The 25,769-nt window shown below is 39.6% G+C and carries 31 protein-coding genes and 1 pseudogene; 5 read left to right on the forward strand and 27 right to left on the reverse strand.

What is annotated here, in order from left to right; genetic code table 11:
• Window positions 1-207: 207 nt before the first annotated feature.
• Window positions 208-465, forward strand: coding sequence for a hypothetical protein (locus tag QLH32_RS02695; RefSeq protein ID WP_283267970.1), 258 nt, complete (start codon window positions 208-210; stop codon window positions 463-465).
• Window positions 466-481: 16 nt separating this feature from the next.
• On the opposite strand, the gene QLH32_RS02700 is transcribed toward QLH32_RS02695, so the two are convergent.
• Window positions 482-937, reverse strand: a complete 456-nt coding sequence (locus QLH32_RS02700) for a hypothetical protein (protein WP_283267972.1) — start codon at window positions 935-937, stop codon at window positions 482-484.
• A gap of 134 nt (window positions 938-1,071) precedes the next feature.
• On the opposite strand from QLH32_RS02700, the gene QLH32_RS02705 reads away from it, so the two are divergent.
• Both QLH32_RS02705 and QLH32_RS02710 read left to right on the forward strand, forming a co-directional pair.
• A complete protein-coding gene (locus QLH32_RS02705) occupies window positions 1,072-1,935 on the forward strand; it encodes an alpha/beta hydrolase family protein (RefSeq protein ID WP_283267974.1) in 864 nt (287 codons plus the stop codon).
• A gap of 701 nt (window positions 1,936-2,636) precedes the next feature.
• Complete coding sequence (locus QLH32_RS02710) at window positions 2,637-3,101, forward strand: MarR family winged helix-turn-helix transcriptional regulator (protein WP_267979621.1); 465 nt, start codon at window positions 2,637-2,639, stop codon at window positions 3,099-3,101.
• 61 nt (window positions 3,102-3,162) lie between these two features.
• Here the strand turns inward: QLH32_RS02710 and QLH32_RS02715 are convergent, their stop codons facing one another.
• The 6 genes from QLH32_RS02715 to QLH32_RS02740 all read right to left on the reverse strand — a co-directional run bounded on the left by QLH32_RS02715 (window position 3,163) and on the right by QLH32_RS02740 (window position 9,278).
• Window positions 3,163-3,825, reverse strand: a complete 663-nt coding sequence (locus QLH32_RS02715) for an SOS response-associated peptidase (RefSeq protein ID WP_283267976.1) — start codon at window positions 3,823-3,825, stop codon at window positions 3,163-3,165.
• Window positions 3,826-3,828: 3 nt separating this feature from the next.
• Entirely contained in the window at window positions 3,829-4,203 is a 375-nt protein-coding gene (locus tag QLH32_RS02720) for a type II toxin-antitoxin system VapC family toxin (RefSeq protein ID WP_283267977.1), read from the reverse strand.
• Window positions 4,200-4,415, reverse strand: a complete 216-nt coding sequence (locus tag QLH32_RS02725) for a hypothetical protein (protein WP_279960465.1) — start codon at window positions 4,413-4,415, stop codon at window positions 4,200-4,202. Before QLH32_RS02725 ends, QLH32_RS02720 begins: the two co-directional genes overlap by 4 nt.
• Before the next feature lie 123 nt (window positions 4,416-4,538).
• Window positions 4,539-6,701, reverse strand: coding sequence for a malate synthase G (locus tag QLH32_RS02730; RefSeq protein WP_283267979.1), 2,163 nt, complete (start codon window positions 6,699-6,701; stop codon window positions 4,539-4,541).
• A 293-nt stretch (window positions 6,702-6,994) separates the two neighbouring features.
• Window positions 6,995-8,140, reverse strand: coding sequence for a cell division protein ZapE (gene zapE, locus QLH32_RS02735; protein WP_283267981.1), 1,146 nt, complete (start codon window positions 8,138-8,140; stop codon window positions 6,995-6,997).
• 118 nt (window positions 8,141-8,258) lie between these two features.
• Window positions 8,259-9,278, reverse strand: coding sequence for an AraC family transcriptional regulator (locus tag QLH32_RS02740; RefSeq protein ID WP_283267983.1), 1,020 nt, complete (start codon window positions 9,276-9,278; stop codon window positions 8,259-8,261).
• Window positions 9,279-9,433: 155 nt separating this feature from the next.
• Between QLH32_RS02740 and QLH32_RS02745 the strand changes: the two genes are divergently transcribed.
• Both QLH32_RS02745 and QLH32_RS02750 read left to right on the forward strand, forming a co-directional pair.
• Window positions 9,434-10,948, forward strand: a complete 1,515-nt coding sequence (locus QLH32_RS02745; RefSeq protein ID WP_283267984.1) for a flavin-containing monooxygenase — start codon at window positions 9,434-9,436, stop codon at window positions 10,946-10,948.
• Window positions 10,949-10,995: 47 nt separating this feature from the next.
• Complete coding sequence (locus tag QLH32_RS02750) at window positions 10,996-11,913, forward strand: LysO family transporter (RefSeq protein ID WP_283267986.1); 918 nt, start codon at window positions 10,996-10,998, stop codon at window positions 11,911-11,913.
• Window positions 11,914-11,976: 63 nt separating this feature from the next.
• On the opposite strand, the gene QLH32_RS02755 is transcribed toward QLH32_RS02750, so the two are convergent.
• The 20 genes and pseudogenes from QLH32_RS02755 to QLH32_RS02850 all read right to left on the reverse strand — a co-directional run bounded on the left by QLH32_RS02755 (window position 11,977) and on the right by QLH32_RS02850 (window position 25,644).
• A complete protein-coding gene (locus QLH32_RS02755; protein WP_279960459.1) occupies window positions 11,977-12,174 on the reverse strand; it encodes a hypothetical protein in 198 nt (65 codons plus the stop codon).
• Window positions 12,175-12,307: 133 nt separating this feature from the next.
• Window positions 12,308-12,988 (reverse strand): orotidine-5'-phosphate decarboxylase, encoded by a 681-nt coding sequence (pyrF, locus tag QLH32_RS02760; RefSeq protein ID WP_283267987.1) that lies wholly within the window; start codon window positions 12,986-12,988, stop codon window positions 12,308-12,310.
• A gap of 33 nt (window positions 12,989-13,021) precedes the next feature.
• The gene (locus QLH32_RS02765) at window positions 13,022-13,381 is read right to left on the reverse strand and encodes a lipopolysaccharide assembly protein LapA domain-containing protein (RefSeq protein WP_283267988.1); all 360 of its coding nucleotides are present in this window, start codon (window positions 13,379-13,381) and stop codon (window positions 13,022-13,024) included.
• A gap of 14 nt (window positions 13,382-13,395) precedes the next feature.
• The gene (locus QLH32_RS02770; protein ID WP_004679473.1) at window positions 13,396-13,698 is read right to left on the reverse strand and encodes an integration host factor subunit beta; all 303 of its coding nucleotides are present in this window, start codon (window positions 13,696-13,698) and stop codon (window positions 13,396-13,398) included.
• Between the two features lie 157 nt (window positions 13,699-13,855).
• A complete protein-coding gene (gene rpsA, locus QLH32_RS02775) occupies window positions 13,856-15,538 on the reverse strand; it encodes a 30S ribosomal protein S1 (RefSeq protein WP_267979631.1) in 1,683 nt (560 codons plus the stop codon).
• A 118-nt stretch (window positions 15,539-15,656) separates the two neighbouring features.
• The gene (gene cmk / locus QLH32_RS02780) at window positions 15,657-16,334 is read right to left on the reverse strand and encodes a (d)CMP kinase (RefSeq protein WP_283267989.1); all 678 of its coding nucleotides are present in this window, start codon (window positions 16,332-16,334) and stop codon (window positions 15,657-15,659) included.
• 9 nt (window positions 16,335-16,343) lie between these two features.
• Window positions 16,344-16,784: an SRPBCC family protein gene (locus tag QLH32_RS02785; protein WP_004679478.1), complete on the reverse strand. Its 441-nt coding sequence runs from the start codon at window positions 16,782-16,784 to the stop codon at window positions 16,344-16,346.
• A 64-nt stretch (window positions 16,785-16,848) separates the two neighbouring features.
• Window positions 16,849-17,361 carry a tRNA adenosine(34) deaminase TadA gene (gene tadA, locus QLH32_RS02790; RefSeq protein WP_267979633.1) on the reverse strand — a complete coding sequence of 171 codons (513 nt, stop codon included), beginning with the start codon at window positions 17,359-17,361 and terminating at the stop codon, window positions 16,849-16,851.
• 6 nt (window positions 17,362-17,367) lie between these two features.
• The gene (locus QLH32_RS02795; protein WP_283269278.1) at window positions 17,368-18,492 is read right to left on the reverse strand and encodes an enoyl-CoA hydratase/isomerase family protein; all 1,125 of its coding nucleotides are present in this window, start codon (window positions 18,490-18,492) and stop codon (window positions 17,368-17,370) included.
• Window positions 18,489-19,202 carry a uracil-DNA glycosylase gene (ung, locus tag QLH32_RS02800; RefSeq protein ID WP_267979634.1) on the reverse strand — a complete coding sequence of 238 codons (714 nt, stop codon included), beginning with the start codon at window positions 19,200-19,202 and terminating at the stop codon, window positions 18,489-18,491. Before ung ends, QLH32_RS02795 begins: the two co-directional genes overlap by 4 nt.
• Window positions 19,203-19,248: 46 nt before the next feature.
• Complete coding sequence (locus QLH32_RS02805; protein ID WP_267979635.1) at window positions 19,249-19,845, reverse strand: 6-pyruvoyl trahydropterin synthase family protein; 597 nt, start codon at window positions 19,843-19,845, stop codon at window positions 19,249-19,251.
• A gap of 131 nt (window positions 19,846-19,976) precedes the next feature.
• On the reverse strand, window positions 19,977-20,951 hold the full coding sequence (gene gspK / locus QLH32_RS02810; protein WP_283267990.1) for a type II secretion system minor pseudopilin GspK: 975 nt from the start codon (window positions 20,949-20,951) through the stop codon (window positions 19,977-19,979).
• Window positions 20,948-21,589 (reverse strand): type II secretion system minor pseudopilin GspJ, encoded by a 642-nt coding sequence (gene gspJ / locus QLH32_RS02815; protein ID WP_283267991.1) that lies wholly within the window; start codon window positions 21,587-21,589, stop codon window positions 20,948-20,950. Before gspJ ends, gspK begins: the two co-directional genes overlap by 4 nt.
• On the reverse strand, window positions 21,586-21,975 hold the full coding sequence (gspI, locus tag QLH32_RS02820) for a type II secretion system minor pseudopilin GspI (RefSeq protein WP_267979638.1): 390 nt from the start codon (window positions 21,973-21,975) through the stop codon (window positions 21,586-21,588). Before gspI ends, gspJ begins: the two co-directional genes overlap by 4 nt.
• Complete coding sequence (locus tag QLH32_RS02825) at window positions 21,962-22,513, reverse strand: pilus assembly FimT family protein (protein WP_267979639.1); 552 nt, start codon at window positions 22,511-22,513, stop codon at window positions 21,962-21,964. The genes gspI and QLH32_RS02825 overlap by 14 nt, the downstream gene beginning before the upstream one ends.
• A 12-nt stretch (window positions 22,514-22,525) precedes the next feature.
• Entirely contained in the window at window positions 22,526-23,137 is a 612-nt protein-coding gene (locus QLH32_RS02830) for a TetR/AcrR family transcriptional regulator (RefSeq protein WP_267980035.1), read from the reverse strand.
• Between the two features lie 37 nt (window positions 23,138-23,174).
• Window positions 23,175-23,948, reverse strand: coding sequence for a TatD family hydrolase (locus QLH32_RS02835; protein WP_283267992.1), 774 nt, complete (start codon window positions 23,946-23,948; stop codon window positions 23,175-23,177).
• Between the two features lie 23 nt (window positions 23,949-23,971).
• Window positions 23,972-24,316: a PilZ domain-containing protein gene (locus QLH32_RS02840; RefSeq protein WP_004682232.1), complete on the reverse strand. Its 345-nt coding sequence runs from the start codon at window positions 24,314-24,316 to the stop codon at window positions 23,972-23,974.
• 351 nt (window positions 24,317-24,667) lie between these two features.
• Window positions 24,668-25,177 (reverse strand): annotated as a pseudogene (locus QLH32_RS02845) (hypothetical protein).
• A 161-nt stretch (window positions 25,178-25,338) separates the two neighbouring features.
• Window positions 25,339-25,644, reverse strand: coding sequence for a hypothetical protein (locus QLH32_RS02850; RefSeq protein ID WP_267979642.1), 306 nt, complete (start codon window positions 25,642-25,644; stop codon window positions 25,339-25,341).
• Between the last annotated feature and the right edge of the window lie 125 nt (window positions 25,645-25,769).

Raw genomic sequence — 25,769 nt, forward strand, 5'->3', positions numbered from 1 at the left:
TGTAAAAAAACACCTCATCATTTCACCAAAAAATACTGCAAATTCACATTTAAAATACTTAAAAGTTATAAAAATCAATGCATTTAATAAATTTATTTAAAAATAGTAAGTTTAGCTATTGAAATACTAAAAAAATCGCAGTACAACTTAAAGAATAATTCTGACTAAAACACTTAAGTTTTGTCATCACCACAAGGAGGGATGGAGATGTTATCATTACATTTCAACAAGCAAGTCTTCATTAACACTCTGAAGACCAGAGATTCGAGTATCTATGCAATTACAACACTCGCCCTTATGGTGACGTTGTTGTTTCAAGGCACAATTATGGGTAATTTAAAACCTGAATATTTTGCCTATGCAATGGTCGTCTCTATGGCTTTCTGCATGTGGGGAATTATTGATCACAAGTGTCGATTAAGCACTAATCATCAAAAGAATTCTTTAGAGAAAATGGATGAGTAATCATCCATTTTTTATATCAGTTTAAAAATTTTGCAATTGTTCCAAATAATAAAATCGCAGTAGCACCCAGTTCAACAATAATTAAACTTATCATCATTAACGTCATGCACCAGGCTGGAATAGCCCACTGCCCTAATCGATGAGGCTGTTTAAACTGATTGGTGGTGTCTTTTAACAATCCATGAATGATATAGGTCAAGATGGACATCGCAAAAAAGAACAGGTTTGCAATCACACAAGCTAAAGTCCACATATCAGACAAAACTGTAAAATAGCTCAATGCAGCCAAGATTAAACTGGCTGCGGCATAAAGCAGGCTGCTTCGATGAGCAATATCTACATAGTAATGTGCCCGTGCAAGTTCCGTTTTTCTAATTTGGTAATATTTCCATACCCCTGTCAGCATTCCGACCCAAAGAAAAATTCCACTAAATATAATCGACAATTCAGTCGCTTGAGTTAAAGCAAACATCCGTTATCCTGCAAACTAGCTTCCTATTAGGCTTCTATATTACATAATAATTGACTTTTAAGTCATTTTTTACACGAGTTTCTTTTTGGAACTTGTGTAAAGTAGAAATGTACCAATAAAAGAGTATTCCGCTCATGAATAGCCCTGAATCATTTTGGATCAGTTGTAAAGATGGTTATCAACTTGCAGCTCAATTTTATCCTGCAAACAATAATAAACAACAATACCCTATTCTCATTTGTCCTGCGACAGGTATTACCAAAACCTTTTACCACGCTTTTGCAGAGTGGTTGAGCCAGCAAGGCTATGATGTTCTAAGTTTTGACTTTCGCGGTATTGGTCAATCCCTGCATGGGCCGCTTAAAGATTCGACAGCCAGTATCAATGATTGGGGACTACTTGATATTCCAGCAGCAATTGATGCTTTGCTGAACCGAACCCAGGCAGAAAAAGTCATTATTATTGGGCATAGTGCTGGTGGTCAGCTTCTTGGCATTAATCCCAACTATAGTAAAGTTGCCAAGGTTCTGGCAATTGCTGGCTCAACAGGCCATGTAAAAGGCTTAAAAGGCAAAACCAAGCTGCTCGCCCCTGTCATGTTTAATGTTATTTTTCCTATTTCCAGCTTTTTCAAAGGCTATGGTGCAACCCAGTTTATCGGTATGGGAGAAAACTTGCCAAAAAATGTGGCAAGGCAATGGGCAGAATTCTGTAGCAAACCTGGCTATGTGATGAATGCGATTGGGAAAAGCATTTTTGATGACTATCATCAGGAAATTCAATGCCCTATTACTTCTTTTTGGGCCTCAGATGATGAAATTGCGACACAGGCAAATGTTGAGGATTTACTGCGTCTTTACCCCAACGCAAAAACTAGGCTCATCGAACTTGACCCTCAACAACATGGCTATAAACAGATTGGGCATATGCTGATGTTTAAAAAATCCCATCAGAAACTATGGCCAGTTTTGGCAAATGAGTTAAAAAACTTGAATTAACAACACTCTTTATCTAAGCAATATATACGCTTTTACGCATCTAAACCTGTAATCCTGTTTAGATGCGTCTTTTTCTCTTTCACATAAAATTTCTTGCACATTCATAAACCAATTTCAAAACTATTTATTAGTTTTATTAAAAATTACATTTAATATTTTAATTTAACTACAGTTTTATTATTTTCTCAAAAATGAAAGCTTAAAAATTACCCGAAGAATGTGATAAAGAATGTATTTATTCAACTTTCATAGAGTCTTTTAAATGCTATATTTTAACCAAATGTTCAATTCAAATGATTGAATAAACACATTTTCCAATTATTATTTATTTTATAAATATATTGATTTCGTATATTTATGACATTTTAGACAGAAATTTTTGCAAAAAAGTCACGTTATAATTTGTATTTATTTTCTACAATACAACTGTTCTACAAATCAGCTAAATAGCAAAGTTGTAAAACACAATTGGAGCTAATGAGTAACTAAGGTCATCATTCATAACAGTTTAATACGATTTATATGATGTTTTACTTATTCATGATAAAGAGAGCTCAAAACTTTCTTTAGGAAGATTTGTTATAAATGGAATGATAGAAAGATCAGATTTCATGGTTTTTCTAACAGGTAAATTGTAGACATTTCATGGAATCTTGGAGTTATTCAATATAACTCAATGCAACAAGCATAGGAAATAAGTAATGCCTAAAAAATATGCGCGTTTTTTACCTACAGCCGACTCATTTAACTTGGAAGACTTCCCTTTTTACTGGATTTCTCAAGTAAATGCCCAATATGTCCAAAACATTGACAATGTACTTAAAAAGTATGGTTTAGATAATTCTCGCCGCCGCATTCTCATTGCATTACATGTAAAACCTCATGCCAGTGTGTCTGAGCTTTCAGACATGGTCATTTCTAAAATGTCGACGACAACAAAGATTGTCTACCGCTTAAAGGATGAGGGATTTATTGAGACTTATTCCTGTAAAGAAGATGGTCGAATTACCCGCGTTTATTTAACCGAAAAAGGTCAGGAAATGATCACCAAGATCAATGACCTCACTTCTGTTATTTTAGAGCAGTCCTTTGATGGCTTAACACCATTACAGATTGAGAAAACCATGGAAATTCTCAAACATATGTTTAAGAACTTGGCGCGCTAATTTCCTATAAAAAAGGCTTCTATAATGAAGCCTTTGTTCGATTCAAGATAGAAAATTTATATTAATCAAACATATTCAGTTGGGATGTAATTTTTTCTATCTTGGCTTTAGGTACATGGGAGCATTCAAACTCTTCCACTGGAAATCGCTGCATAAACTGGAACATTTGATTCGGCTGCTTCAAGCTTAGCCAATCATCCAGACCCTCATGTGGAATCACCACAACTGACCTTTTTACATCACCTGGTTCATGAAATTCTTTCATCATGGGATGATCTATTGCATCCATTGTCAGCATTGTTGCTGAACGAATCACTTCACTATTTATTTTGCAGATTTCATAAAGTGCAGCGATAAAGAAAACCTTGCCATCTCTACGGCGCACTCCCCATCGTTGGGGTTTATTCTCAATATATTTACTTTCATAAAACTCAGTAACAGGAATTACGCCAAACTTACATTTATAGGCGGCTTCCTGAAAGCTGGGCTTCTGAAAAATGGTTTCGTGTCGGGCATTATAAGTATGTTTTGAGATATTGATATCTTCTGCCCACTTTGGTACTAAACCAAATAAAACTTCTCGCCACTCCAGTCCATGCTCAGATTTAAACAATAAAGGAGCTTTATAACCTGGATAAACTTCATCCAGATATTCAAACGGAATTTGTGGTAAACCTAATTGTTGCGCTTGTGGACGAGTTAGAGGTTTAAAGTTGGCACACATAAATTACCAAATCCATTCTATATCATATTGATGGATACTTTCATCTGCTGTAATTAATGGTATGTTCTCATATTTTGCTGTTGCAATAATCAGTCGATCAAAAGGGTCTCGATGAATAAATGGTAAATCAAACACACCTAACATATATTCATCTTTAATTGGCAATATTTCAAAACCATTTTGTCGTACAAGTTGGCAAAAAGCAGAAAAGCCACCAACAAATTCATATTTACCAATATTCATTTTAATTGCAACTTCCCACAAAGAAGCAATACTGACTAAGTTTTGTCCAAAAATAATTCTGTCACGTAAATTAGGGGATAATTTTTCGCCATTCAGAAACCAAAGTACAATATGAGTATCAAGCAATTGCTTCATTCCATATAATCCTTTAATTCATCAAGCGGTTCATCAAAATCATCTGCAATACGCATTAGCCCTTTACCCGAACCATAGACAGGACGGGTTTCTACTTTTTCTGTTTCATACATGACAATAATACGTGCTTTTTTTGCTTTAATATTTTCAGGCAGTTGTACATGTATTTGATGATTAGAATCAATTTCTACAGGTAACTCAATTGCATGCATCAAATATTCTCCCTAAAGAGATCAAATACTTTCATTGAGCATAACATAATTTTTTCGTGATCACGAAAAACAAAAACCTTTCAAATTGAAAGGTCTTTGTTAGATTCAAATGACTAATTGAAATTAATCACCTGTATAATTTTTTAATTTTAAACGTGCAGCGTGTAACAATGGCTCTGTATAACCAGATGGTTGCTCTGCACCTTTGAAAATCAAGTCAGAAGCTGCTTGGAACGCGATACCATCAAAATTTGGTGCCATTGGTGTATAAAGTGGATCATTGGCATTTTGCTGATCGACAATCACTGCCATGCGCTTCAACACTTCTTCAACCTGTTCACGCGTTACAATCCCGTGACGCAACCAGTTCGCAACGTGTTGAGAGGAAATACGCAATGTTGCACGGTCTTCCATCAAACCAACGTTGTTGATGTCTGGAACCTTAGAACAACCTACGCCCAAGTCAACCCAACGAACGACATAACCCAAGATACCTTGACAGTTATTTTCAAGTTCATTATTCAACTCTTCAGCAGTCCAGTTAGTTTCTGGAGCAAATGGTGGTGTTAACAAATCATCCAGAGACAACATGTTTTCATTTGCCAACTCATCCTGACGTGCTTTCACGTTGATTTGATGGTAATGCAATGCATGAAGTACCGCACCTGTTGGAGATGGAACCCATGCACAAGAAGCACCCGCATTTGGATGTGCAGTTTTGGTCGCCAACATATCTTTCATGCTGTCTGGTTTTGGCCACATGCCTTTACCAATTTGCGCCTTACCTTGTAGGCCGCATGCCAAACCAATCGCAACGTTACGGTTTTCGTAAGATGCAATCCATTTTTGGGTCTTAACTGCTTCTTTACGAACCACTGGGGCAGCTTCCATAGAAGTATGGATTTCATCACCTGTACGGTCCATGAAGCCTGTGTTAATGAAAATCGTACGATCTTTTGCAGCAGCGATACAGTTTTTCAAGTTGACAGAGGTACGACGTTCTTCGTCCATAATCCCGATTTTAAGCGTCTTCGCTGACAAGCCAAGTGCCTGTTCTGCACGCTCAAACAATTCAACTGCAAATGCAACTTCTTCTGGGCCGTGCATTTTTGGCTTAACAATATACATAGAACCTTTACGAGAGTTGTGGTTCTCGTTTTGACCACGGATATCAGCAATTGTCAGTAACGGCGTTACCAACGCATCCATGATCCCCTCGAATACTTCCTCACCTTCTACAAGGATCGCTGGGTTAGTCATTAAATGACCAACGTTACGAAGAAGCATCAATGAACGACCATGTAAAGTTGTAGTGCCACCAATCAAGTTTTGAACAGTACGGTCTTTGTTCAAGGCACGCGTAATGGTTTTACCATTTTTCTCGATAGACTCTTGTAAGTCACCTTTCATCAAGCCCAACCAGTTACGGTAGCCTTCAACTTTCTCTTCTGCGTCAACAGCCGCAACAGAATCTTCCAAATCCTGAATGGTTGTGATTGCCGCTTCAAGGGTTAAATCTTTTACACCAGCAGCATCAGTTTTACCCACTGGGCTGTTTGCATCAATATCAATGATAACGTGCAGGCCGTTATTTAATAAAACGATTTCAGTTGGGTTTGCAGCTTCGCCATTGAAACCAACAAATTGAGCTTCATGCGCCAAAGAAGTGGTCGAACCATCTTTTAAAGTCACAACCAGACGATTGTGATCAACCGCATATTGAGTTGCATCAGCATGTGAACCTTGTGCCAACGGGAAAGTTTGGTTTAAGAAATCTTTAGCAAATGCAATAACCTTGTCACCACGAACTGGGTTATAGCCTTTACCTTTTTCCGCACCATTTTCTTCAGAAATTACATCTGTACCATAAAGCGCATCGTATAAAGAGCCCCAACGTGCATTGGCTGCATTTAAGCAATAACGCGCATTACGCACGGGTACAACTAGCTGTGGACCAGCCAACAATGCGATTTCTTCATCTACATTTTCAGTCGTCACCTGGAAATCCGCAACTTCTGGTTCCAGATAACCAATTTCAGTCAAGAATGCTTTATAGGCATTCAGTTCAAATTTATTATTGCGGTGCCATTCATCAATCTTGGCTTGTAATTCATCACGCTTAGCCAATAATGCCTTGTTTTTTGGGCTAAGATCGACAACGACTTGCTCGAAGTTTTTCCAGTAAGTTTCACTATCTAAACCAGATCCTGGTAAAGCTTCATTTTCGATGAAATCGTAAAGTTCTTTAGCAATCGCTAGCTTGCCTTGTTGAATACGTACAGTCATTGTCTTTCCTGATGGTGCTAACTTTTTATAACAAGATTCCTAGTATACCGATTTATACTAGCCTGAATAGTAATATCACATTCCTAAATAGTAAGCATTTTCTCTATAAGACGTATTGACAAGCGCAACTTTATCTCTTTATCAAAAAATCAAATTCTTGGGTACTTACAGTTTAGGCCTGCAATGTCCTCACATTTTTAAACGACTTTATTTATAGCAAAATTCAAACAAGAATAAAGCTTTCTCCCTCTAAATTTATAAAAAAAGACATTCCGAAGAATGTCTTTTTAATTTTATGAGGTTTTTGCAACCTGTATCTGTCGATGTTCAGAATGTAGGTAGTCATCCGACTGCATTTCCAGCAAGCGTGAACGTGTCCGTTCAATTTCAAATGCCAGTTTCTGGCCTTCATACAGTTCAATAATCGAGTCTTCAGAAGTCAGCAACAGCTTCACGCCACGGTCATAGAACTCATCGACCAGATAAATAAAGCGTCGTGTTCCTTCTGACAGGAAATCGGTCAAATGCGGAATATTGCTGACCAATACAGTATTGTAAATATTGGCAATTTCAATAAAGTCTGCTGGACTACGTGGCTTAAAGCATAATTCAGAGAACTCACACCACAATACATCTTCTGTATGCCCTAGAGTCTCAACCACACGATTATTAATCATGATGGGTGTATTAGACAACGTTTGAGTATGTGTAAGCGATTGAAAACGTTCAAACATCCATGATTGTGTATCATTGCTTAATGGATGTTTAAACAATTGTGCCTGTTTCAATACACGTAAGCGATAATCCACACCTGCATCAACGTTAAAAACCACACAGTTTTTTTGTACCAGTTCAATGGTTGGCATAAAACGGTCACGGTGAATCCCATTTTTGTATAAACCGTCTGGTGCAATATTAGAGGTTGCAACCAAGGTAATGCCGCGCTCAAATAGTTTCTGGAATAAATCACTGAGAATCATTGCATCTGTCACGTTCGATACAAAGAATTCATCAAAACAAATCACAACTGCATCTTTATAAATTTGATCAGCGACCAAATCCAACGGATTACGCTGGCCTGACAGCTTGTTTAATTCTTTATGAACGTGTTGCATAAAGTGATGAAAATGCATACGGGTTTTGCGACGGAATGGAACAGCATCATAGAACTGGTCCATTAACCATGTCTTGCCACGTCCTACGCCGCCCCACATATAAACCCCTCTCGGATAGGTTTGGCGACGGAAACGTCGAAACGCTTTCTTGGATGCTTTATAACGCGTGAGTAATTCTTTCCATACTCGATCCAACTCTTGCACTGCCTGAGCCTGAGCTTCATCAGGCATAAACTGACCTGACTCAAGTGCTTGAGTATAACGCTCGGCAGGTGATGTAGGAATAAATGCAGTGCTATGTGAGTCTGGTTTAGAATTTGACATAAGGACTTATTGCAATTTTAATTGGTGAAAATTATATCGAACATTCTGTTCAAAGGCATTAGATTTTAGGCTTAATTATCATGCTGTTTAAACATCATAATCTACCATTTTTAATTATTTAGCTATTTCGATGATATTGTCTAGGGCTTTGTCCAAACCATCTTTTAAAGGCATGATTAAACGCCGCAGGTTCAGAATATCCCAACATTTCGGCCACCTGTTCAATCGAATACGAACTATTTTCAATGAATTTTAATGCCTTTTGTTTGATCAGCCTTTCACGAATTTCCTTATAACTGGTCTGCATTTGCTGTAATTGATGCCTTAAGGTTCGCTCAGGCATGTTCAGTGCACAGGCCGTTTCCGCCATGGTTGGAATCACGCCATTCTGCATTTCCAGATAATTTTCAACATATTCGACAACAGTCAGTTTAAGACTCTCATTCTTCTCTAGCTTGGCCAGATCCTGTAGGCATTTTTCCTCATATACCCGATAGGTCAATGCATCCGCAGAGGGAACTTTAATTTGTAAAATATCAATATCATCTAAAATAAATGCAGCATGTTCACAGCCAAATTTGACATCTTGTCCATAGTAATCCTGATAGGCTGCGACCAATGCCAAGTCTTTCGGTCTTTTAAATGGCAATTCAATGTGGATATCTGGCGTTTCCAGCCCCATCATCTTAAAAATATCTTGTAAAAACTTATAAGTACCTGAGATTTCGCATTCAGCCCTGAGCTGCCCCAAGGGACTCATCAAGTCCATCGGCTGATAAGTTAAGCGAATCAAAGAGGCGTCTATTGTTAATTGTAATGAACCAAATAAATGGGTTAAGCGTTGAAATCGCACCCCGTTTTTTAAAGCGGAATGGAGTGTGTCACTGGTCACCAGCAACATTAAAAATGGACCATACCCTGCAAGCGCATAATGCTGTCCAATAAATAAGCCTTGTTCAGGAGAAATATCCTGGCTAATATGCTGCAAAATATCCCATTCAATTTCATCTGGTATAATTGAGCTCGGATCTAATGCATCGGCCTGTATGCCCATATTTGCCAGACGTGTATCCACATCAATACCGACATGACGCATGCCTTGAATTAAATACATTAATCCGAGGATAGATCTCTTCATAATTCCAAATGCAATTCTCAAAACTTTAATGTTGTACTATAAAAAAGCATGTAAATGAATTGCCGAAATGATCAAGTTCTGCGTCTATACAATCATATTTAATCTCGATAAAACCTTTAAACTTGCACGAAATTTAGCTGTGCAGGGCGTGGACTATGCGTGACGTAACCAAAAATGCGATTCAAAAAACTAAAGTTGCCATTATTGGTGCAGGTTTTGGTGGTTTGGCAATGGCAATCCGACTATTACAAAGCCAAATCAATGATTTTGTGATTTTGGAAAAGACCAATGATGTTGGTGGTACATGGCGAGAAAACCAATATCCAGGCGCAGCATGTGACGTTCAATCACATATGTATTCCCTTTCATTTGCACCTAAAACTGACTGGTCCAAGCGTTACGCAGAAGCAGATGAAATCTTTACTTATATTCAGGATATTACTGAGCAATACAAACTTAAGGATTACTGCAAGTTTGACCATGAAGTAACTCATGCTGAATTTGATGAAAACCGTAATGTCTGGACTGTAGAATTTAAAGACCAGCCAACACTTGAAGCACAATTTGTTATTTTTGCTTCTGGTCCGCTGCATGTTCCCCAAATTCCACACATTAAAGGGATTGAGAAATTCAAAGGCAAAGTGTTCCACTCTTCAAAATGGGAACACGATTATGATTTAAATGGTAAATCTGTTGCCTCTATTGGTACAGGTGGCAGTGCCATTCAATATATTCCTGAAATTGCACCAGAAGTAAAACAGCTTTATGTGTTCCAGCGTACCGCAGCTTGGGTCATTCCACGTGACGAACGTAAGTATTCACAACTGAGCAAGTCCTTATTTAAGGCATCTAACATTTATCGTCAAATTCACCGTACTCGCCTGTACTGGACCAATGAATCCCGTGTGGTACCGATTGTACAGCCACAGATCATGAAATATGGTCAAAAACTGGCAGAAGCCTTTATTCGTTTTCAGGTAAAAGATAAAGAACTTGCCAAGAAACTGACGCCTGACTTTGTTATGGGCTGTAAGCGTATTTTGATTTCCAACAAATACTTCCCAACATTTAACCGTAAAAACGTTGAATTGGTTACGGACGGTATTCAGGAAATTACGGCAAATAGCATCATCACCAAAGATGGTCAAGAACGTCAGATTGACTGCCTGATTTATGGTACAGGTTTTATTACCGATCCACGTATCTACTTAAAGCATTTTGATTGTGTCGGTCGTAATGGCATTGAACTTAAACAGGCGTGGAAAGATGGCGCTGAAAGTTATTATGGCATTGCCACCAAGAACTTCCCTAACCTGTTCCAGTTACTCGGCCCGAATACGATCCTAGGTCATAACTCTGTGATTTTCATGATTGAATCACAAGTGAACTATATTCTACAGTTGATCCAGACCGTGGATAAAACAGGTACTCAGGCGGTTGAAATCAAGCATAATATACAAGATCAGTTCAATGATCGTGTACAGGAACAGCTCAAAGGTACGGTATGGCAAGCAGGTGGCTGTAGTAGTTGGTATCAGGCGGCTGATGGCAAAAACTTCTCCCTATGGCCAACTTATACCTGGAAATATTGGTTAGAGACTCGTAAAGTGAATGTGGCTGATTACAACTTTATTAGCACCAATACAAATGCGAAAAGCAATGCAGCCTAATCTATAATTCTCCATAATAAGCAGGTTATTCTTAACCTGCTTTTTTTATGCAATCTTTTACACTGATCTTCCAAATTTTTATTGCAATTAGCTTAGGCTATTTTATCGCTCCTCATCTTTCACAAGCCACTAAGAAATTTGTATTTAAAATTCTTCCCTATTTTTCCTATATTTTATTGATCGCAGTCGCATTTGAACTCACTCAGGCTTTAAACCATATCCAGAACCCAGCAACTATTTTGCCACCAGCCCTATTGATTGCATTTACCACATCTATTGGATCATTTTTTATTTGTTTGATAACCTTTAAACTGGTTGATCGCCAAAGTGTTCAGGGCAAAATTTCCTTTCATCTCTTTATAAATGCCTTAACAAATATAGCCAAAGCTTTTTTGGCTCTAGGTGTAGGTATCCTGCTTGGAGCAATCGTAAATTTATCAAATGTAGAGATTGCTTTTAACAGTTGGTATCTATTGCTGGTCTTTATCTTTTTGATAGGTATTGAGCTTGCATTTACTCAATTTGATCGGAGTTGGCTGAGCTGGAAAATTTTACTTGTTCCGATTGCGGCATTTATTGGCTCGTGTCTGGCTTCGGTTTTAAACTATTTCCTCTTATTAGATCACTATAAGTTGAATGAAGTCATGGCCTTGGCACAGGGTTACGGCTGGTATTCCATGTCAGGAATTTTATTTACAGAACTGCACTCTGCCCAATTGGGGGGCATTGGCTTACTTACCGATTTGTTTAGGGAAATTTTTGCGATTTTATTGATGTATTGTCTGGGCTGGCGTTTTCCGCGCTCCGCTATTTCCAGTGCGGGCGCAACCTCAATGGATGTTACCCTCGCCATGGTGAAACAGTCATGTGGCACGCATTATGTGCCACATGCCATGATGAGTGGACTCATCTTGACGCTCTTGGCACCACTCTTAATCAGTTTATTTTTAAATTTGAAGTTTTAAATGGTGTTGCAACGCAAATGAGAGGTAACCATAAGTTGCCTCAAATTTTATGGCATCTTCATCTTAGAAATTAATATCAATATTGCTAAAAACATCACCCAAAAAATCCAAAATATCTGCACCAATTTCAATTACATCCACGCCCGATGTCCAATCTGTACTCTGACTTTGTTGTGCCTGCTGTTGTTCGGTTTCTTCTAACTGTTGTGCAATTTCATCGGCTTGTTGTTGTAAATCTGTCGTATTTAATTCAGGGGACATGAGAGAATCCTCAATTAAAAAATCACACCATATTCAAAATGAATAAAATGCTTTTAATTACAATCACTATAAATGAAAAGCCTTTCTTAAAAAAGGCTTTTCGTACTCATATGACAGAGTAAAAATACAACAATTACAACGTCGCTAGAATATCTTTTAAGGTCTGATTTGGATTGGCGGCTTGTGTAATTGGACGACCAATCACCAAATGGGTTGAGCCATCCAGCATTGCCTGTTTAGGTGTCACGATACGTTTTTGATCATCCGCATTAGAACCTTCAGGACGAATACCTGGTGTGACCAATGCAAAATCCACCCCTAACATTTCACTGAGTATTTTTGCTTCCTGTGCCGAACAAACCACACCATCCAGACCACTTTCTTGGGTTAGTTTAGCCAAGCGTTTTACTTGCTCTACAGGTTCAATATCCAGACCAATATCACGCAGGTCTTCACGTCCCATCGAAGTTAATACTGTGACCGCAATCAATTGTGTTTGATAATTTCCTGCTTGCAAACGCTCTACACAGGTTTCCATCATCTTGCGGCCACCAGATGCATGCACATTGACCATCCAAACACCTAGATCAGCCGCCGCACAAACCGCCTGAGCGGTGGTATTCGGAATATCATGGAATTTTAAATCTAGAAAAACCTCAAAACCCTTGTTCTGTAAGTTTTTAACAACAGATGGTCCCTCATGAGTAAAAAGCTCCTTGCCTACTTTGACACGACATAGAGTAGGATCAAGTTGTTCCACAATTGTCAGAGCGTCGTATTCGCTTTTTGCATCCAGGGCAACAATGATACTCAAGAGCTTTTCTTCCCAATAAAAATAAAGCCCATATTATAATGGGCTTTTATTTTCTGTGTGAATATCCAGCACAGTTTTTTCATGTCTTGTAATTGCGGCAGCCTGAGCGGCGGCCTGTTGAGCCACCTGAATTTGTTCTTTCCGCAGGTGATCAATGTCTTTACGTAAACGTTTAATTTCCCAATTGGTTTGGAAAACCCTAAATACCTGAACACCAAGAAGTAGACCAACAATAATGCCTAACGCCAATGTTAATAGAAGCAATAGACCTAAACGCATCGCAGGTACTTGGGTAAACAATAAGTTTACCTCCAGCTCTGCTGGATTCTGCAAAACCAGGGCAAGCGAATAACCAAATATAGCAATAAGTAATGCGATTAAAATATAACGCATAAACACCTCGAATATTATTCAGCAGATTCGTTTACCGCATCACGAAGTGCTTTACCTGGTTTAAAGTGAGGAACAGCTTTTGCTGCAACATCGACAGCTTTACCAGTTTTAGGATTACGCCCTAAACGTGGTTCACGATGATGTAATGCAAAGCTGCCAAAACCACGAATTTCGATACGATCACCATTTGAAAGCGCTTCAATCATTTGGTCAATCATGATCTTAACTGCATCTTCAACTAAAGGCTCAGCCAAGTGTGGGTTTTTAAGTGCAATCCGTTCAATCAAATCAGATTTATTAAGTGCTTCAGTAGTCATCGATGACCTCTTTAATTATTGCTACTTTTCAATGTTTTTAATAATAACCTGTTTAAATACAAAACGGTAGCGCAGTACATCAATACTACGCTACCGTTTACAGTATTTTTGTATAAAAAAGTACTTCTCTGTTACAAGAAACGTACTTTTTAACAAATTACTTCATTTGAGCTTTAATTAAGTCACCAATAGTCTTAGGACCATTGCTGTCAGCAACTTGTGCAGCAGCAGCTTGACGAGCATTGTTTACAGCTTCTTTCTCTTCAGCTTCGTCTTTCGCCTTGATAGACAAGTTGATTGAACGAGACTTGCGATCAACGTTGATGATCTTCGCTTCAACTTCCTGACCAACTTCTAGGAATTTAGTCGCATCTTCAACACGGTCACGGTTGATTTCAGAAGCTTTAAGTGTTGCTTCGATGTCATCAGCCAATTTAACTGTAGCACCTTTCGCATCAACAGCAGTTACAGTACCTTTAACCAAGGCACCGCGCTCATTCGCAGCCAAGAAGTCATTGAATGGGTCGCTGTTTAATTGCTTGATACCAAGGCTGATACGGTTGCCTTCAGCGTCAACAGACAAGATAACCGCTTCAACTGTGTCACCTTTCTTGTAACGACGAATTGCTTCTTCGCCCTGCTCGTTCCAAGAAATATCAGACAAGTGTACTAGACCGTCGATACCACCAGATAAACCGATGAAGATACCGAAGTCAGTGATTGACTTGATCGTACCAGAAACTTTCTCGCCTTTCTCATGAGACTTGGCAAACTCTTCCCACGGGTTAGCACGAGTTTGTTTGATACCCAATGAAATACGACGACGTTCTTCGTCAACTTCAAGAACCATAACATCAACTTCATCACCAATCTGAACAACTTTAGATGGGTGGATGTTTTTGTTGGTGTGGTCCATTTCTGAAACGTGTACCAAACCTTCAACGCCTTCAGCGATTTCAGCAAAGCAACCGTAGTCAGTTAGGTTAGTAACACGCGCCTTAACGATAGAACCTTTAGGATAACGGCTCATGATCGCCAACCATGGATCTTCGCCTAATTGTTTAAGGCCTAACGATACGCGGTTACGGTCACGGTCAAATTTAAGTACTTTAACAGTAACTTCCTGACCAACTTCAACAACTTCTGATGGATGCTTGATACGTTTCCAAGCCATATCTGTGATATGGAGAAGACCATCAATACCACCAAGATCAACGAATGCACCGTAATCTGTAAGGTTCTTGATTGTACCAGTAACAGTTTGACCTTCTTCAAGCTGGGCAAGCAATGCTTCACGGTCAGCTGAAGATTCAGCTTCCATTACGGCACGACGGGAAACCACAACATTGTTGCGTTTAGCATCAAGCTTGATAACCTTGAACTCCAACTCTTTACCTTCAAGGTGAGTTGTGTCACGAATCGGACGAGTGTCAACCAAAGAACCTGGCAGGAATGCACGTACAGGACCGATGTCAACAGTGAAACCACCTTTAACCTTACCAGAGATAACACCAGTAACGATTTCGCCATCTTCAAAGATTTTCTCAAGTTTAGTCCAGGTTTCAGCACGTTTTGCTTTTTCACGTGATAAAACTGTTTGACCCATACCGTTGTCAAGTGCCTCAACAACAACATCAACTTCGTCACCAACCTGAACTTCAAGTTCACGTTGTTCATTTAAAAACTCAGCACGGTCAACAACGCCTTCAGATTTAAGGCCAGTGTCAACAGTTACCCAGTCAGAGTCGATGCTAACAACGATACCTTTAATTACGGCACCTTTGTCAATATTAAGGGTTGATTCGCTTTCTTCAAAGAGGGCTGCAAAAGATTCGGTCATGATATACCTAAAAAATTCAACGGTCTTGGATCAGACAAGATCGGTTTAGTTAAGTTGTTACATAGCCATAAAAATCTGACCAGACCATGCTTCAACTGAAAATTCATTGAATATCTATTTATATACGACTATCGATATAATCAACCATGAGCTTAAAGACCTCATCAATGCCTATTGTAGAGCTATCAATGATGTAGGCGTCTTCCGCTGGCTTGAGTGGAGCGACTTCACGCTCCATATCTCTTTTATCTCTAGCCTGTATGTTAGATAAAATGTCGCTTATTTTAGCATCAAGCCCCATACCCTGCAACTGTTTTACACGCCGCTCAGCACGCGACTCAGCTGATGCTGTAAGGTATAGTTTAGCTTGTGCCTCTGGGAAAATGGAGGTTGCCATGTCACGACCATCGGCAACCAGTCCTGGATGCTGGATAAATGCACGTTGACGTTGGAACAGTGCCTTGCGCAGTTCAGGAACGGTTGCAACTTTAGAGGCATACTCACCCACTTGTTCAGTACGGATCGTATTGGTGACATCTGCACCCTCAAGCAAAACCTGCGTAGCGGTCTCATTTGATTTAAATTCAATATCCAAATGAGTTGCATAATCAATGCATTGATCTAGCTTTGCTTCAATTTGGTTCAACAAGCCCTTTTGAAACAATAACAGCCCAAGTAAACGATAAAGCGCACCAGAATCCAATAAATTAAAATGATAATGTGCAGCTATTTTCGCCGCCAATGTTCCCTTACCAGATCCACTCGGACCATCAATCGTAATAATTTGAACTGTCATTCCTGTCTCTTATGAAGCAACTGATTTTGCTAATTTTGAAAAACCTAGTGTAATCGCTGCCTTGAGTTGTGCAAGAACTAATTTACTTACAAATGGTGCTTTTGCGGTAAATTCAATCTTATAGGTCACCAAAGTGATGTAGGGTGTGATTTCCCTAAAATCAATTTGTCCCAAATGATGTTTTACCAATGGGTTGTTAATCAGCTTATATTCAATCCGCTTGTTTTCTTCCAGCAGGGTAATCTCTTCCTGTAATGGCTTAATCGGGCCAAAACCCATGCGACGAATTGAACCGATGCCATCAGGACGTTGAGGGTCAGCAGAATCCTTTACACGCACCACCTGTAAAGGTGCAAACGCCTTGTTGTAGGTTGCATGTTTTGACAATAAATCAAAAACATCAGAGATCGGTGCATTGAATTCTTTTTGTATGGTGATTGCATTACGCATAGCTTCGCCTTTTTGATCTAACCAAAATCATGGGAGGGCCTAGTTTGCCACAACTACAAGGGCATTATGAATCATTTAAGGACGTTTTTGACGAACGGATTTTTCTCTTTTCCTCACGTCTACGCTTAAAAAACGCACTTAACTGGGTTGAGCATTGGGCCTGCATACAGCCCTGTTCGAATGTGAATTTATGATTGTAATAGCCACTTTCAAGTAACTGTCTTGCGCTGACCAAAGAACCCGCTTTAGGCTCAGTGGTTGCAAACACCACGCGTTGAATCCTCGCATGGATTAAAGCCCCCACACACATGGTACAGGGTTCAAGCGTCACATAAAGTATGGCATCATCTGGCAAACGGTAATTATCTATGGCCTGGCAGGCAGAACGAAGTGCCTGGATTTCAGCATGTGCAGTTGGATCGGAAAGCGTGATGGGCGCATTATAACCCGAACCAATCACCTTACCCTGGCTTACAATTACCGCCCCAACTGGAATTTCATCCTGTGAGGCAGCTAGGGCAGCTTGCTCATAGGCAAACTGCATCCAGTATTCATCATTCGTTTCAGTTGAACTCATATAGGGTTAAACAATCACACCATATTGTCTTAACAATGCGTTCCAGCTATCAATCGTGGTCACTGGAGGGCAGTCAGATAAAATATCTTTTAACGTAATTTTTTCGGCTGCTTTCCATTCTGGTGACAAATCTTTATCGACCAAACGGGCACGCACCCCCTCGACAAAATCGGGATGACGAATTTTCCAGTCAGAAATTTGTGATTCAAGCGCAAAAACCTCATCCCAAGCATGGCCCTGCTTGCCCCATTGCCACAGCAACCAAGTAATTGCGGCTGTACTTGGTGAACCTTTTTGCAGGTTTTCACTTGCCTGACGCAACCAGTCACTGCTTGCCTCACTCAGACCAATGATTGCCTGATAGTCATCTTCAAATTTCTGGCCACGGCAAACGCTATGGATCACATCAATTGAGTTTTGCAGAGGACCTGCCGATACAGGGCGATGTAGACTATTTAAAGTATCATCAATGGCACGGAACGCACCTGCTGGGTAATCATTCCAGTCTATACTTAATACCTTTTGCAATACGTTATCACGCTGTGCCTCACAAATATGGGTGGCCCAACCCACACTATACGCGCCAGCCGCTGTCATGATTGAACCCGTTAAACCCGTAAAGAGACCGATTGGCCCTCGGTCTGCAAGGAAACGGCTTCCACCCACATCTGGGTATAAACCGATATTGATCTCAGGCATGGCTAAACGTGAGTAAGGCGTTACCAAGCGGAATGGTGCAGCCATAAATAGGCCTAGACCTCCGCCCATGACGTAACCCTCACCCCAGACTACAATTGGTTTCGCATAATTATGCAACAGCAAATCAAGCGCATATTCCTGTGTAAAGAACAGGTTGGCTGTGTCAACTTCCTGATTGATCACAAGCTGGCGTAGTTTACGAACATCTCCACCCGCGCAAAAGGCTTTAGGTGTGGTTGAATCAAACCAAATCGCCTTAACACTGTCATCACTGTGAAAATATTCAAAAACTTTCAACAATGCACTGACAATAGACTCATCCAGGGCATGTAAGGATTTCGGACGGTTCAGGCGAACAATACGCCAGCCATTTTTTGCTTGTTCAATAACCAAGTCAGGATGATAGCTATTTAGGTCAGGAGAAGTCATTATGCGTCCAGTTGCCAGTCTATGGGCTCAATGCCATGTTGTTTCAAATATTGATTGGTTTTTGAAAATACTTTACAGCCAAAAAAACCACCTCTGTTTGCAGACAAAGGGGATGGATGTGCCGCAGTTAATACAAGGTGCTTGTTTCGATTAATACGTTGTCCTTTTCGCTGGGCATACGCACCCCACAAAATAAAGACCACATGCTCCCGCTGTTCATTCAACACATCAATAACAGCATCGGTAAACTCTTCCCATCCCTGTTTCTGATGCGATGTCGGTTGTCCTGCCGCGACGGTGAGTACGCTGTTGAGTAGCAGTACGCCTTGTGCCGCCCATTTACTCAGGTCACCATGACGGGAAACTGGTACACCCAAATCAGTATATAACTCATGGAAAATATTACGCAAAGATGGGGGTAATGCAACCCCTCTATGCACAGAAAAACTTAATCCATTTGCCTGATTTGGGCCATGGTAAGGATCTTGTCCCAAAATCACGACTTTTACATCATTTAGAGGTGTGGTATTCAGTGCACTAAAAATCTCTTTACTGGGCGGATAAATGGTTTTTTGGGCGAGTTTTTCCTGCTGCAAAAACTCACGCAAATGGTCCATTTTATGACCCAGTAGAAATTCGGATAATGAGGTTTTCCAGGACTCATCCAACTGAACTTTATTTAACTTGTCCTGCTGTTGTTCAGTAAATTGCATCAACATTCCCTGCAATAAATTCATTTGTTGTAAAGTAACAGACCACTCAAATATTTACTTGTAGTTCTACGTTTGGATTCTGGAATCTTATTCCTTTTTTCAGATTCTCATACATTTGAGGATCACTCCATTCTGTCTGTACCTGTTCTGAAAAAACAATCTGATCTAAACTTAAAATACCCATTTGTTCGTTTTCAATATCTTCTATGAAACTTTGTGCATAACCTGTATCCGTTTCATGCACAATCACCGAATAGACTTCTACATCACCCTCACCATTTTGGGTAGTGGTTGAGTGAAGCACCTGCTGCGCCAGATAAAAGAAAATCCGTGAGAATTGCTCGGCAGATGGCGAAACAGGTAAGGCAATCCAGCGTGCACTAAATGTTTGACATGCGGCGATATATTCAGGGTCATCTTTCTGCCAATAACAAATAGCATGATCAAAACTGTCAAAAAGTTCCTTAATTACACCTTTTAACAACCCAAAATCATACACCATTTGTCCATGATCCAGCTTTGAGGCTTTTAACAGTAATTCAACTTTATAGCTGTGCCCATGAATCGAACGCTTACAACGGTCCGATGTACAGTTACGCACAATATGAGCATTTTCAAACTTAAATAATTTACGAATTAACATGCACCAAGCTGATCTTTATTTGCAAAACGGATTTTATTATAAAGCAAAAAAACCAAGCATTGTGATTGATTTTAAACCCTGTGACCATTCAATAATCCAATTTATACATTTTAGGTTTATCCACTCGATTTCTATGGTGCTGGCACCACTGCATTAAATGGCGCAAGGCTTCTGGAATAGACTGTCACCTGTTTGTCTTTGCGCATCATGGCACTGGTAAACTGTCGTTTGCGTTCACTTAAAACTACTTCAATCTGTGCAGTAAAATAATTTGATTTACTGTCTAGCCATGCCGCAGCATCGGTCTTGTTTTGTGGTTCTATTCCAGAAAAAGCATTCAGTTTCCATAAATCTTCAACACTATTGAAATAGGTCAATTCTGCCTGTTTGGTTTTTAGTTCCTGTTCTAGCATTTTCACATCTATTTTGGGATCAATACTTGCCAATAATAAGGGAGCCGCCGTGTTCATGTTGATTTTTGTGGCTTCTGGCAATGCGGTGACATACGGTGCAATGAGGTCATAATTTTTTCCCTCGAATCCTCTGACCAGCTTTAACTCCTCTACCTGATGAAACTTGGTATTAGAAGCCAAATAGGATGGATCCAAACCCTGATAATAATTACTTTCCGCGCCCATCGCACCCGTAGTTTCATCATCGGCATCTTGCCAGTCAATTACGGCCTGACTCAATTCAGCAGGCAACCCAACGCGTTGCAATAATTTTTCAAACCAGCGTCTTGCAGAGTCATCCACACTGCCATCAGCTTTTAACAAGTTATTTAAATTGAATTTTCCAGACTCATCCAGCAAACGGCCTGAAACAAAACCATCCTCTACAGGAAAGGCTGGCATTGGTTTTGCCCAGTTTTCCTGTAGATGATCAATATTACCGCCATTGTCACTGTCCTGAATCAGCAATTCAGAGAAAAATGCCTCTGCACTTTTAGCATAAAGCAGGGATTGATCCTGACGCATCAAATAGCCTGTATTTTCAGAGGTATTGATCTGTCTTTTGGCAATGGTTGCAGCCAGAATTGTGGCTAAGGCCACCATCACTAAAATAGTGAGTAATGCAATACCACGTTGAGATGAGTAAATTTTCATGGTGGCGTCGCCTGATTATTTTGGCTTGCTGACAGCTTATTAGTATTCAGTAGACTATAAATCCACTCATAATCTGTGCCTGCAACAGTCAACTGTACCTTAAACCCTAAAGGTAGTTTTTTTAATTCAGTCACATCGTTTGGATCATTGATATTTTCAGGCCATTGGGTCAGTTCTTGTGGGTTGAGAACGGTAATTTTAAACTGGTCCACCCGTTCTAACAGCGTACTGGAAATCGGTTGCACCCGATTAGGGATATTGAGATTTGCATATTTTAAACGATAGACTTTCTTCTGTGCAGAATCATAGCGATATTCGATACGTTCATAAGGCGACACACCCTGCTTTAATGGATCTGAGACACCAGCCTTACTAAACATAAAACTTCGATCATTTAACAACAAAGCCGCTTGTAATTGTCTACCATCATTGGCAGTTAAAGGAATGATTTGTAGGCTATCCCTCAAAATTTGCTGATAAGCGTCCTGTAGTTCAAACAGATAGGTTTCATGCTCCGCATTACGGTCCTTGACCTTTAACAAATAATCAAAGACTTTCCAGCCCAGCATTGAAAGTACCGCAAAAATTGCAATCGCAACCAACAATTCAACCAAGGTAAATGCTTGTTTATATTTCATGATGTTTTGGCTTTTGCTGGGTAGTTAAAAAACACCATGTTGGTGACCCCTGCTTCAACTTTACCTTGTTCCGTATTAAACAGGCTCACCTGCAATTCTATCCGCTGAATATTGGGACTAATGGTTGCCTGTGCCTTTTTGTCAATCTGCCAAGTTTCCCCCTGTGAGGTGACTTGTTTGGACTGCGTTCCCTCCAGCCATTCCTGATTCATTTCCATCATGGCCACTTCATTCATGGCCACAAATTGTGCCTTGGTCCGCAAAATCGCATTGGAGGTTGACTGTGTGTATTGCATGGCAATTTTAGTTAATGCAATCGCTGCCACAGCAAAGATAGCAAGTGCCACCATCACTTCAAGTAAGGTAAAGGCTTTAATCTTGTTCATTTATTTTACCCAGATGATCGAGTTCCAGCTCATGGCCAATGGGTTGCTGTTCATAATAAAACTGAATACGAACAGGTTTGGCTTCGCCATTGCCAAACCAGATCAACTGTGGTGATTTACCACCTAATAAATCTTCATTCTTGGCTTGCGAATAATTCTCGCCATCTAAACTTTGAATACTAAACGAAACCTGATCAGGTAACTGGCGTGGTTTAAATTCCTGATAAGGTTGCCAAGTGCGATTAGCCTGTTGTATTTGCTCAAGGCTTTGATCATGATATTCAAATAAATTATAGCTAAAAGGTGCAACATCGGTTGCATTTTGCGTATTTAATGCCAGCACCTTGGCTTGATCGGTTGCTTCCTTATTGATTTTTTTTAAATCGAGAATAAACATTTCTCTGGCTTGCATGGCACGGCGCTGATCAACACCACCAATATTTAACACCACCAAGGATGCCATGATGGTCATAATCACAATCACCACCATAATCTCAATGAGGGTGAATGCCTGTTGTAATCGACGAGGTGATCTCATTTGCTTGACCAATTATGAAGCAGCCACTTGTTCAAGTTGTTTTGGCATAGCCAAAGCTTGCTCAATATAGGCAACGCGCAAGGTATCTCGAGAGCCTAGATAACGCTGATAAAAACTTGAGTTGAGAATCACCGCAGCGCCATAAGTCAAAGACCAGATGGAAGCCAAATAATCGCGTGTGGTCATGCTGCTATGGATATCCACCAGATAGCTTTCTGTCATACGGATGATGATCCGCAGGCGTTGACGGCGAATTTTATACAATTCACTGAATAGCAATTGAATCCCTTGCCCAGTCGTGGAAAGACGTTCCTCAATCTGGTGAAATAAAGCGGTACGTTCAGGATGATGAAGATGATGCAGCATAAAGAATGCCAAATGTTCAGGAAAAGCCTTTTCAGTATCCTGAATCATTTCCAGCAACATTTTCTCGTTACGAATAATCAGCAACATATACAATTCATCTTTACTCTGAAAATGCTTGTATAAAGTTCCTTTCGCAAGATCCAGCTCAGCAGCCAACGCATCAAGCGTCATGCCAGCCTCACCATTTTCCAATAAGAGTTGTTCAGCAATCTGAAAAATCAAGACTTCTCGTGCTCTAAACTGAGCTTGGCGATCCATTTTCACGTGATAACTCTTCCTAGTGCAACAAAACCGTTTATTTCAAATTTAAAAGATTTTCAAAATTCTGGGCAGTGATCATGCCAATCTCTTCAACCGATTTATCATATACATCACTGAGTGCTTTTGCTACATACGGCACATATTTCGGTTCGTTGGTTTTACCACGATAAGGTACAGGTGCCAAATAAGGACTATCTGTTTCAATCAGTACACGGTCAAGTGGAACCTGTTTGGCGACATCTCGCAAATCCTGTGCATTTTTAAATGAGATGATGCCAGAGAATGAAATGTAGTAGCCACAGTCCAGAACAGCTTTCGCAGTTTCCCAGTCTTCGGTAAAACAATGCAAAATTCCATGTGTTGACTGCTCTGCCTTTATAATATCAACCGTGTCATGCTTAGCCGAACGTGTATGCACCACCACAGGTTTCTTTAAAATCTTTGAGGCCTGAATATGCCGTGCAAAACACTGCTTTTGCGCTGCAATAAAATCAGTGCTGTGATAGTAATCCAGACCAGTTTCACCCAAAGCCCAGACTTTTTCAGATTGGGCAAGCTCCACCAAATAATCTGTTGTCGCACGTGCCATGGTCTTTTCATCCTCACATGGATGAACACCAACCGTATAGCCAACATCAGCATGTCTGGACGCGATCTGTGACAATTGAATATGGTCATCCAGATCAACTGAAATTCCCATAAATTTTGACACACCCGCGAGTCTGGCCTGTGCAAGTGCCTGATCCAGATCTCCTTGATAAGGCGTTAAATCCAGCATGGTTAAATGGCAATGCGTATCAACAAACACTCTTTTTTTCCTATTTATGACGCTTACATGGTGTAACTTGGGCGATCAAGGCCTTTTGAACCTGCCAGCAACTTTTCAGCCTCATTTTTATAATACACACCTTTTTCACCCATCAGTTGGATTGCAAAACCCTGTGGTTTAAAATGTGTTTGTTTATAAGAAATCCAGATCACTTTACCCGTCAATGGAATCTTCTGTGCCTGATCTGGTAAGGTTGCCAGAACAAATACCTCCTGTCCCATCTTGACCGCCTGCTTGGTTGGAACAAATAAACCGCCGCCTTGCACAAAAGGCATATAACTTGATTGCAACGTTGCTTTATCAGGAATATTGACCTGTATAATTCCACCCATCATTTGTGGTTGCATAACATTCCCCTGTTAACACAAAAACCGAACACTTTTATATCACGCTGATTAATCTAACAAATTGAACCGTCTATAAAAATCAATCTAACTCATACTTAGCAGATAAAAGATAAGTAATGAGTTAAAGCATTTACATCATTACTTTTTGATTATAGGAAACATTGCTGGAAACAACAAATAATGTTTAATAAAAACGTTCAAACCAAAGGAATTTGCTTATTCTTTAAACAGAAGAAATTTTCTTTATATTTTTTATCTACATAAATAATATGAGCAAATACTCCAATAAATAAAACAGGACTTTAATAGTCCTGCCTACTTTTTTAAATTATAAATTTTTATAAAAATCTATCACTTAGGATTTTTGACAATCTCCACTTTATCAAATGAGAACCAACATTCACCCTGTTCAGACCATTTTGATTCCGTAGTTCCCAATACGCCTGTCACTGTAATCCGATCACCCACTTTCAGGCTACTGATTTTATCGGTATTGACCTTAAGGTCATCTCGCGTCAGTCCCTGGCCTTTACATTGACTATTGACAGGATCTTTAAAGATCACGGCAATCTGGTTTTGAAACACCACATCACCCGTTTTGGTAATACGGGTCACAATTCCTGGCACCTCTAAACGTTGAGAATCCCACTTGCGTTTTGCAGTGATTTCATTCTGTTGCTAGTCTTTCCAGATTTCAGACAATGTTGCTTTCTTTGCAGGAGCAAGGCCACGAAAGTCCCCATTAAGAATATCCCCTGTTTTATTCAATATGCCATCTGTTGCAGACATAGCAGAGTCCACAACCTGACAACCAGTTAACAATACAATTCCTAAGCAAACCATGCTTGTTTTTACATACATTTCGAAGTTCCTCTGTCGAACTAGATAATTATCTGTATGTGAAAAAATAACATATTATGTTATAAATGTGAAATTTTAACACTCATTGATTAATCTTTCACTGTGACTTTCAAAACGTAAAAAAACCGCCATAAAGGCGGCTTGCTGTTGAGATAAGATTTTTATTTTTCCGTACATTTATAATCAAAGTTTAATTTGCTAATCATTTGATCAGTATTGCGAGAAATAACTGCAATATTGTTTACTCCAGCTTCAATATAAAATTTTCCACTCACCTGATTTGGTATAGAATTTTGAGGGTGATTAAATGAATAAGTGTATATACACTCATAAGCCTGCGAACCAGCATTAGAGGCATTGATTACAAAAGAAGAACCATTAATATCTGATACAAACTTTGGCTCTGCCATTGCAAGAGTTGGCATGATGACCAGTGATAACCCGAGTGCTATAGATTTTATTTTCATCACTATATTCCTTATTTTTTAATATTATTGTGAAGTACCTCACATTTTATATTTTTTTTATACAGATGAAAGACTACAAAACAATTTAGATACAAATGTTACAGAAACACCTTAAAGTCATTTAA

The organism is Acinetobacter corruptisaponis, from assembly GCF_030053775.1.
GTDB classification, from domain to species: domain Bacteria; phylum Pseudomonadota; class Gammaproteobacteria; order Pseudomonadales; family Moraxellaceae; genus Acinetobacter; species Acinetobacter corruptisaponis.

Excerpts from the sequence above, each read along its gene's own strand:
- gspK (WP_283267990.1), bottom strand. The coding sequence starts at position 20,951 with ATGAAAATTTACTCATCTCAACGTGGTATTGCATTACTCACTATTTTA.
- QLH32_RS02715 (WP_283267976.1), bottom strand. The coding sequence starts at position 3,825 with ATGTGTGCCAACTTTAAACCTCTAACTCGTCCACAAGCGCAACAATTA.
- gspJ (WP_283267991.1), bottom strand. The coding sequence starts at position 21,589 with ATGAAATATAAACAAGCATTTACCTTGGTTGAATTGTTGGTTGCGATT.
- tadA (WP_267979633.1), bottom strand. The coding sequence starts at position 17,361 with ATGAGTTCAACTGAAACGAATGATGAATACTGGATGCAGTTTGCCTAT.
- QLH32_RS02700 (WP_283267972.1), bottom strand. The coding sequence starts at position 937 with ATGTTTGCTTTAACTCAAGCGACTGAATTGTCGATTATATTTAGTGGA.
- ung (WP_267979634.1), bottom strand. The coding sequence starts at position 19,202 with ATGCAATTTACTGAACAACAGCAGGACAAGTTAAATAAAGTTCAGTTG.
- QLH32_RS02785 (WP_004679478.1), bottom strand. The coding sequence starts at position 16,784 with ATGCGTAATGCAATCACCATACAAAAAGAATTCAATGCACCGATCTCT.
- QLH32_RS02770 (WP_004679473.1), bottom strand. The coding sequence starts at position 13,698 with ATGACTACTGAAGCACTTAATAAATCTGATTTGATTGAACGGATTGCA.
- QLH32_RS02725 (WP_279960465.1), bottom strand. The coding sequence starts at position 4,415 with ATGCATGCAATTGAGTTACCTGTAGAAATTGATTCTAATCATCAAATA.
- QLH32_RS02745 (WP_283267984.1), top strand. The coding sequence starts at position 9,434 with ATGCGTGACGTAACCAAAAATGCGATTCAAAAAACTAAAGTTGCCATT.
- rpsA (WP_267979631.1), bottom strand. The coding sequence starts at position 15,538 with ATGACCGAATCTTTTGCAGCCCTCTTTGAAGAAAGCGAATCAACCCTT.
- QLH32_RS02705 (WP_283267974.1), top strand. The coding sequence starts at position 1,072 with ATGAATAGCCCTGAATCATTTTGGATCAGTTGTAAAGATGGTTATCAA.
- QLH32_RS02765 (WP_283267988.1), bottom strand. The coding sequence starts at position 13,381 with ATGCGTTATATTTTAATCGCATTACTTATTGCTATATTTGGTTATTCG.
- QLH32_RS02840 (WP_004682232.1), bottom strand. The coding sequence starts at position 24,316 with ATGCAACCACAAATGATGGGTGGAATTATACAGGTCAATATTCCTGAT.
- QLH32_RS02730 (WP_283267979.1), bottom strand. The coding sequence starts at position 6,701 with ATGACTGTACGTATTCAACAAGGCAAGCTAGCGATTGCTAAAGAACTT.
- zapE (WP_283267981.1), bottom strand. The coding sequence starts at position 8,140 with ATGTCAAATTCTAAACCAGACTCACATAGCACTGCATTTATTCCTACA.
- QLH32_RS02825 (WP_267979639.1), bottom strand. The coding sequence starts at position 22,513 with ATGAGATCACCTCGTCGATTACAACAGGCATTCACCCTCATTGAGATT.
- QLH32_RS02720 (WP_283267977.1), bottom strand. The coding sequence starts at position 4,203 with ATGAAGCAATTGCTTGATACTCATATTGTACTTTGGTTTCTGAATGGC.
- QLH32_RS02830 (WP_267980035.1), bottom strand. The coding sequence starts at position 23,137 with ATGGATCGCCAAGCTCAGTTTAGAGCACGAGAAGTCTTGATTTTTCAG.
- QLH32_RS02805 (WP_267979635.1), bottom strand. The coding sequence starts at position 19,845 with ATGTTAATTCGTAAATTATTTAAGTTTGAAAATGCTCATATTGTGCGT.
- QLH32_RS02750 (WP_283267986.1), top strand. The coding sequence starts at position 10,996 with ATGCAATCTTTTACACTGATCTTCCAAATTTTTATTGCAATTAGCTTA.
- cmk (WP_283267989.1), bottom strand. The coding sequence starts at position 16,334 with ATGACAGTTCAAATTATTACGATTGATGGTCCGAGTGGATCTGGTAAG.
- gspI (WP_267979638.1), bottom strand. The coding sequence starts at position 21,975 with ATGAACAAGATTAAAGCCTTTACCTTACTTGAAGTGATGGTGGCACTT.
- QLH32_RS02710 (WP_267979621.1), top strand. The coding sequence starts at position 2,637 with ATGCCTAAAAAATATGCGCGTTTTTTACCTACAGCCGACTCATTTAAC.
- QLH32_RS02695 (WP_283267970.1), top strand. The coding sequence starts at position 208 with ATGTTATCATTACATTTCAACAAGCAAGTCTTCATTAACACTCTGAAG.
- QLH32_RS02755 (WP_279960459.1), bottom strand. The coding sequence starts at position 12,174 with ATGTCCCCTGAATTAAATACGACAGATTTACAACAACAAGCCGATGAA.
- QLH32_RS02850 (WP_267979642.1), bottom strand. The coding sequence starts at position 25,644 with ATGAAAATAAAATCTATAGCACTCGGGTTATCACTGGTCATCATGCCA.
- QLH32_RS02740 (WP_283267983.1), bottom strand. The coding sequence starts at position 9,278 with ATGAAGAGATCTATCCTCGGATTAATGTATTTAATTCAAGGCATGCGT.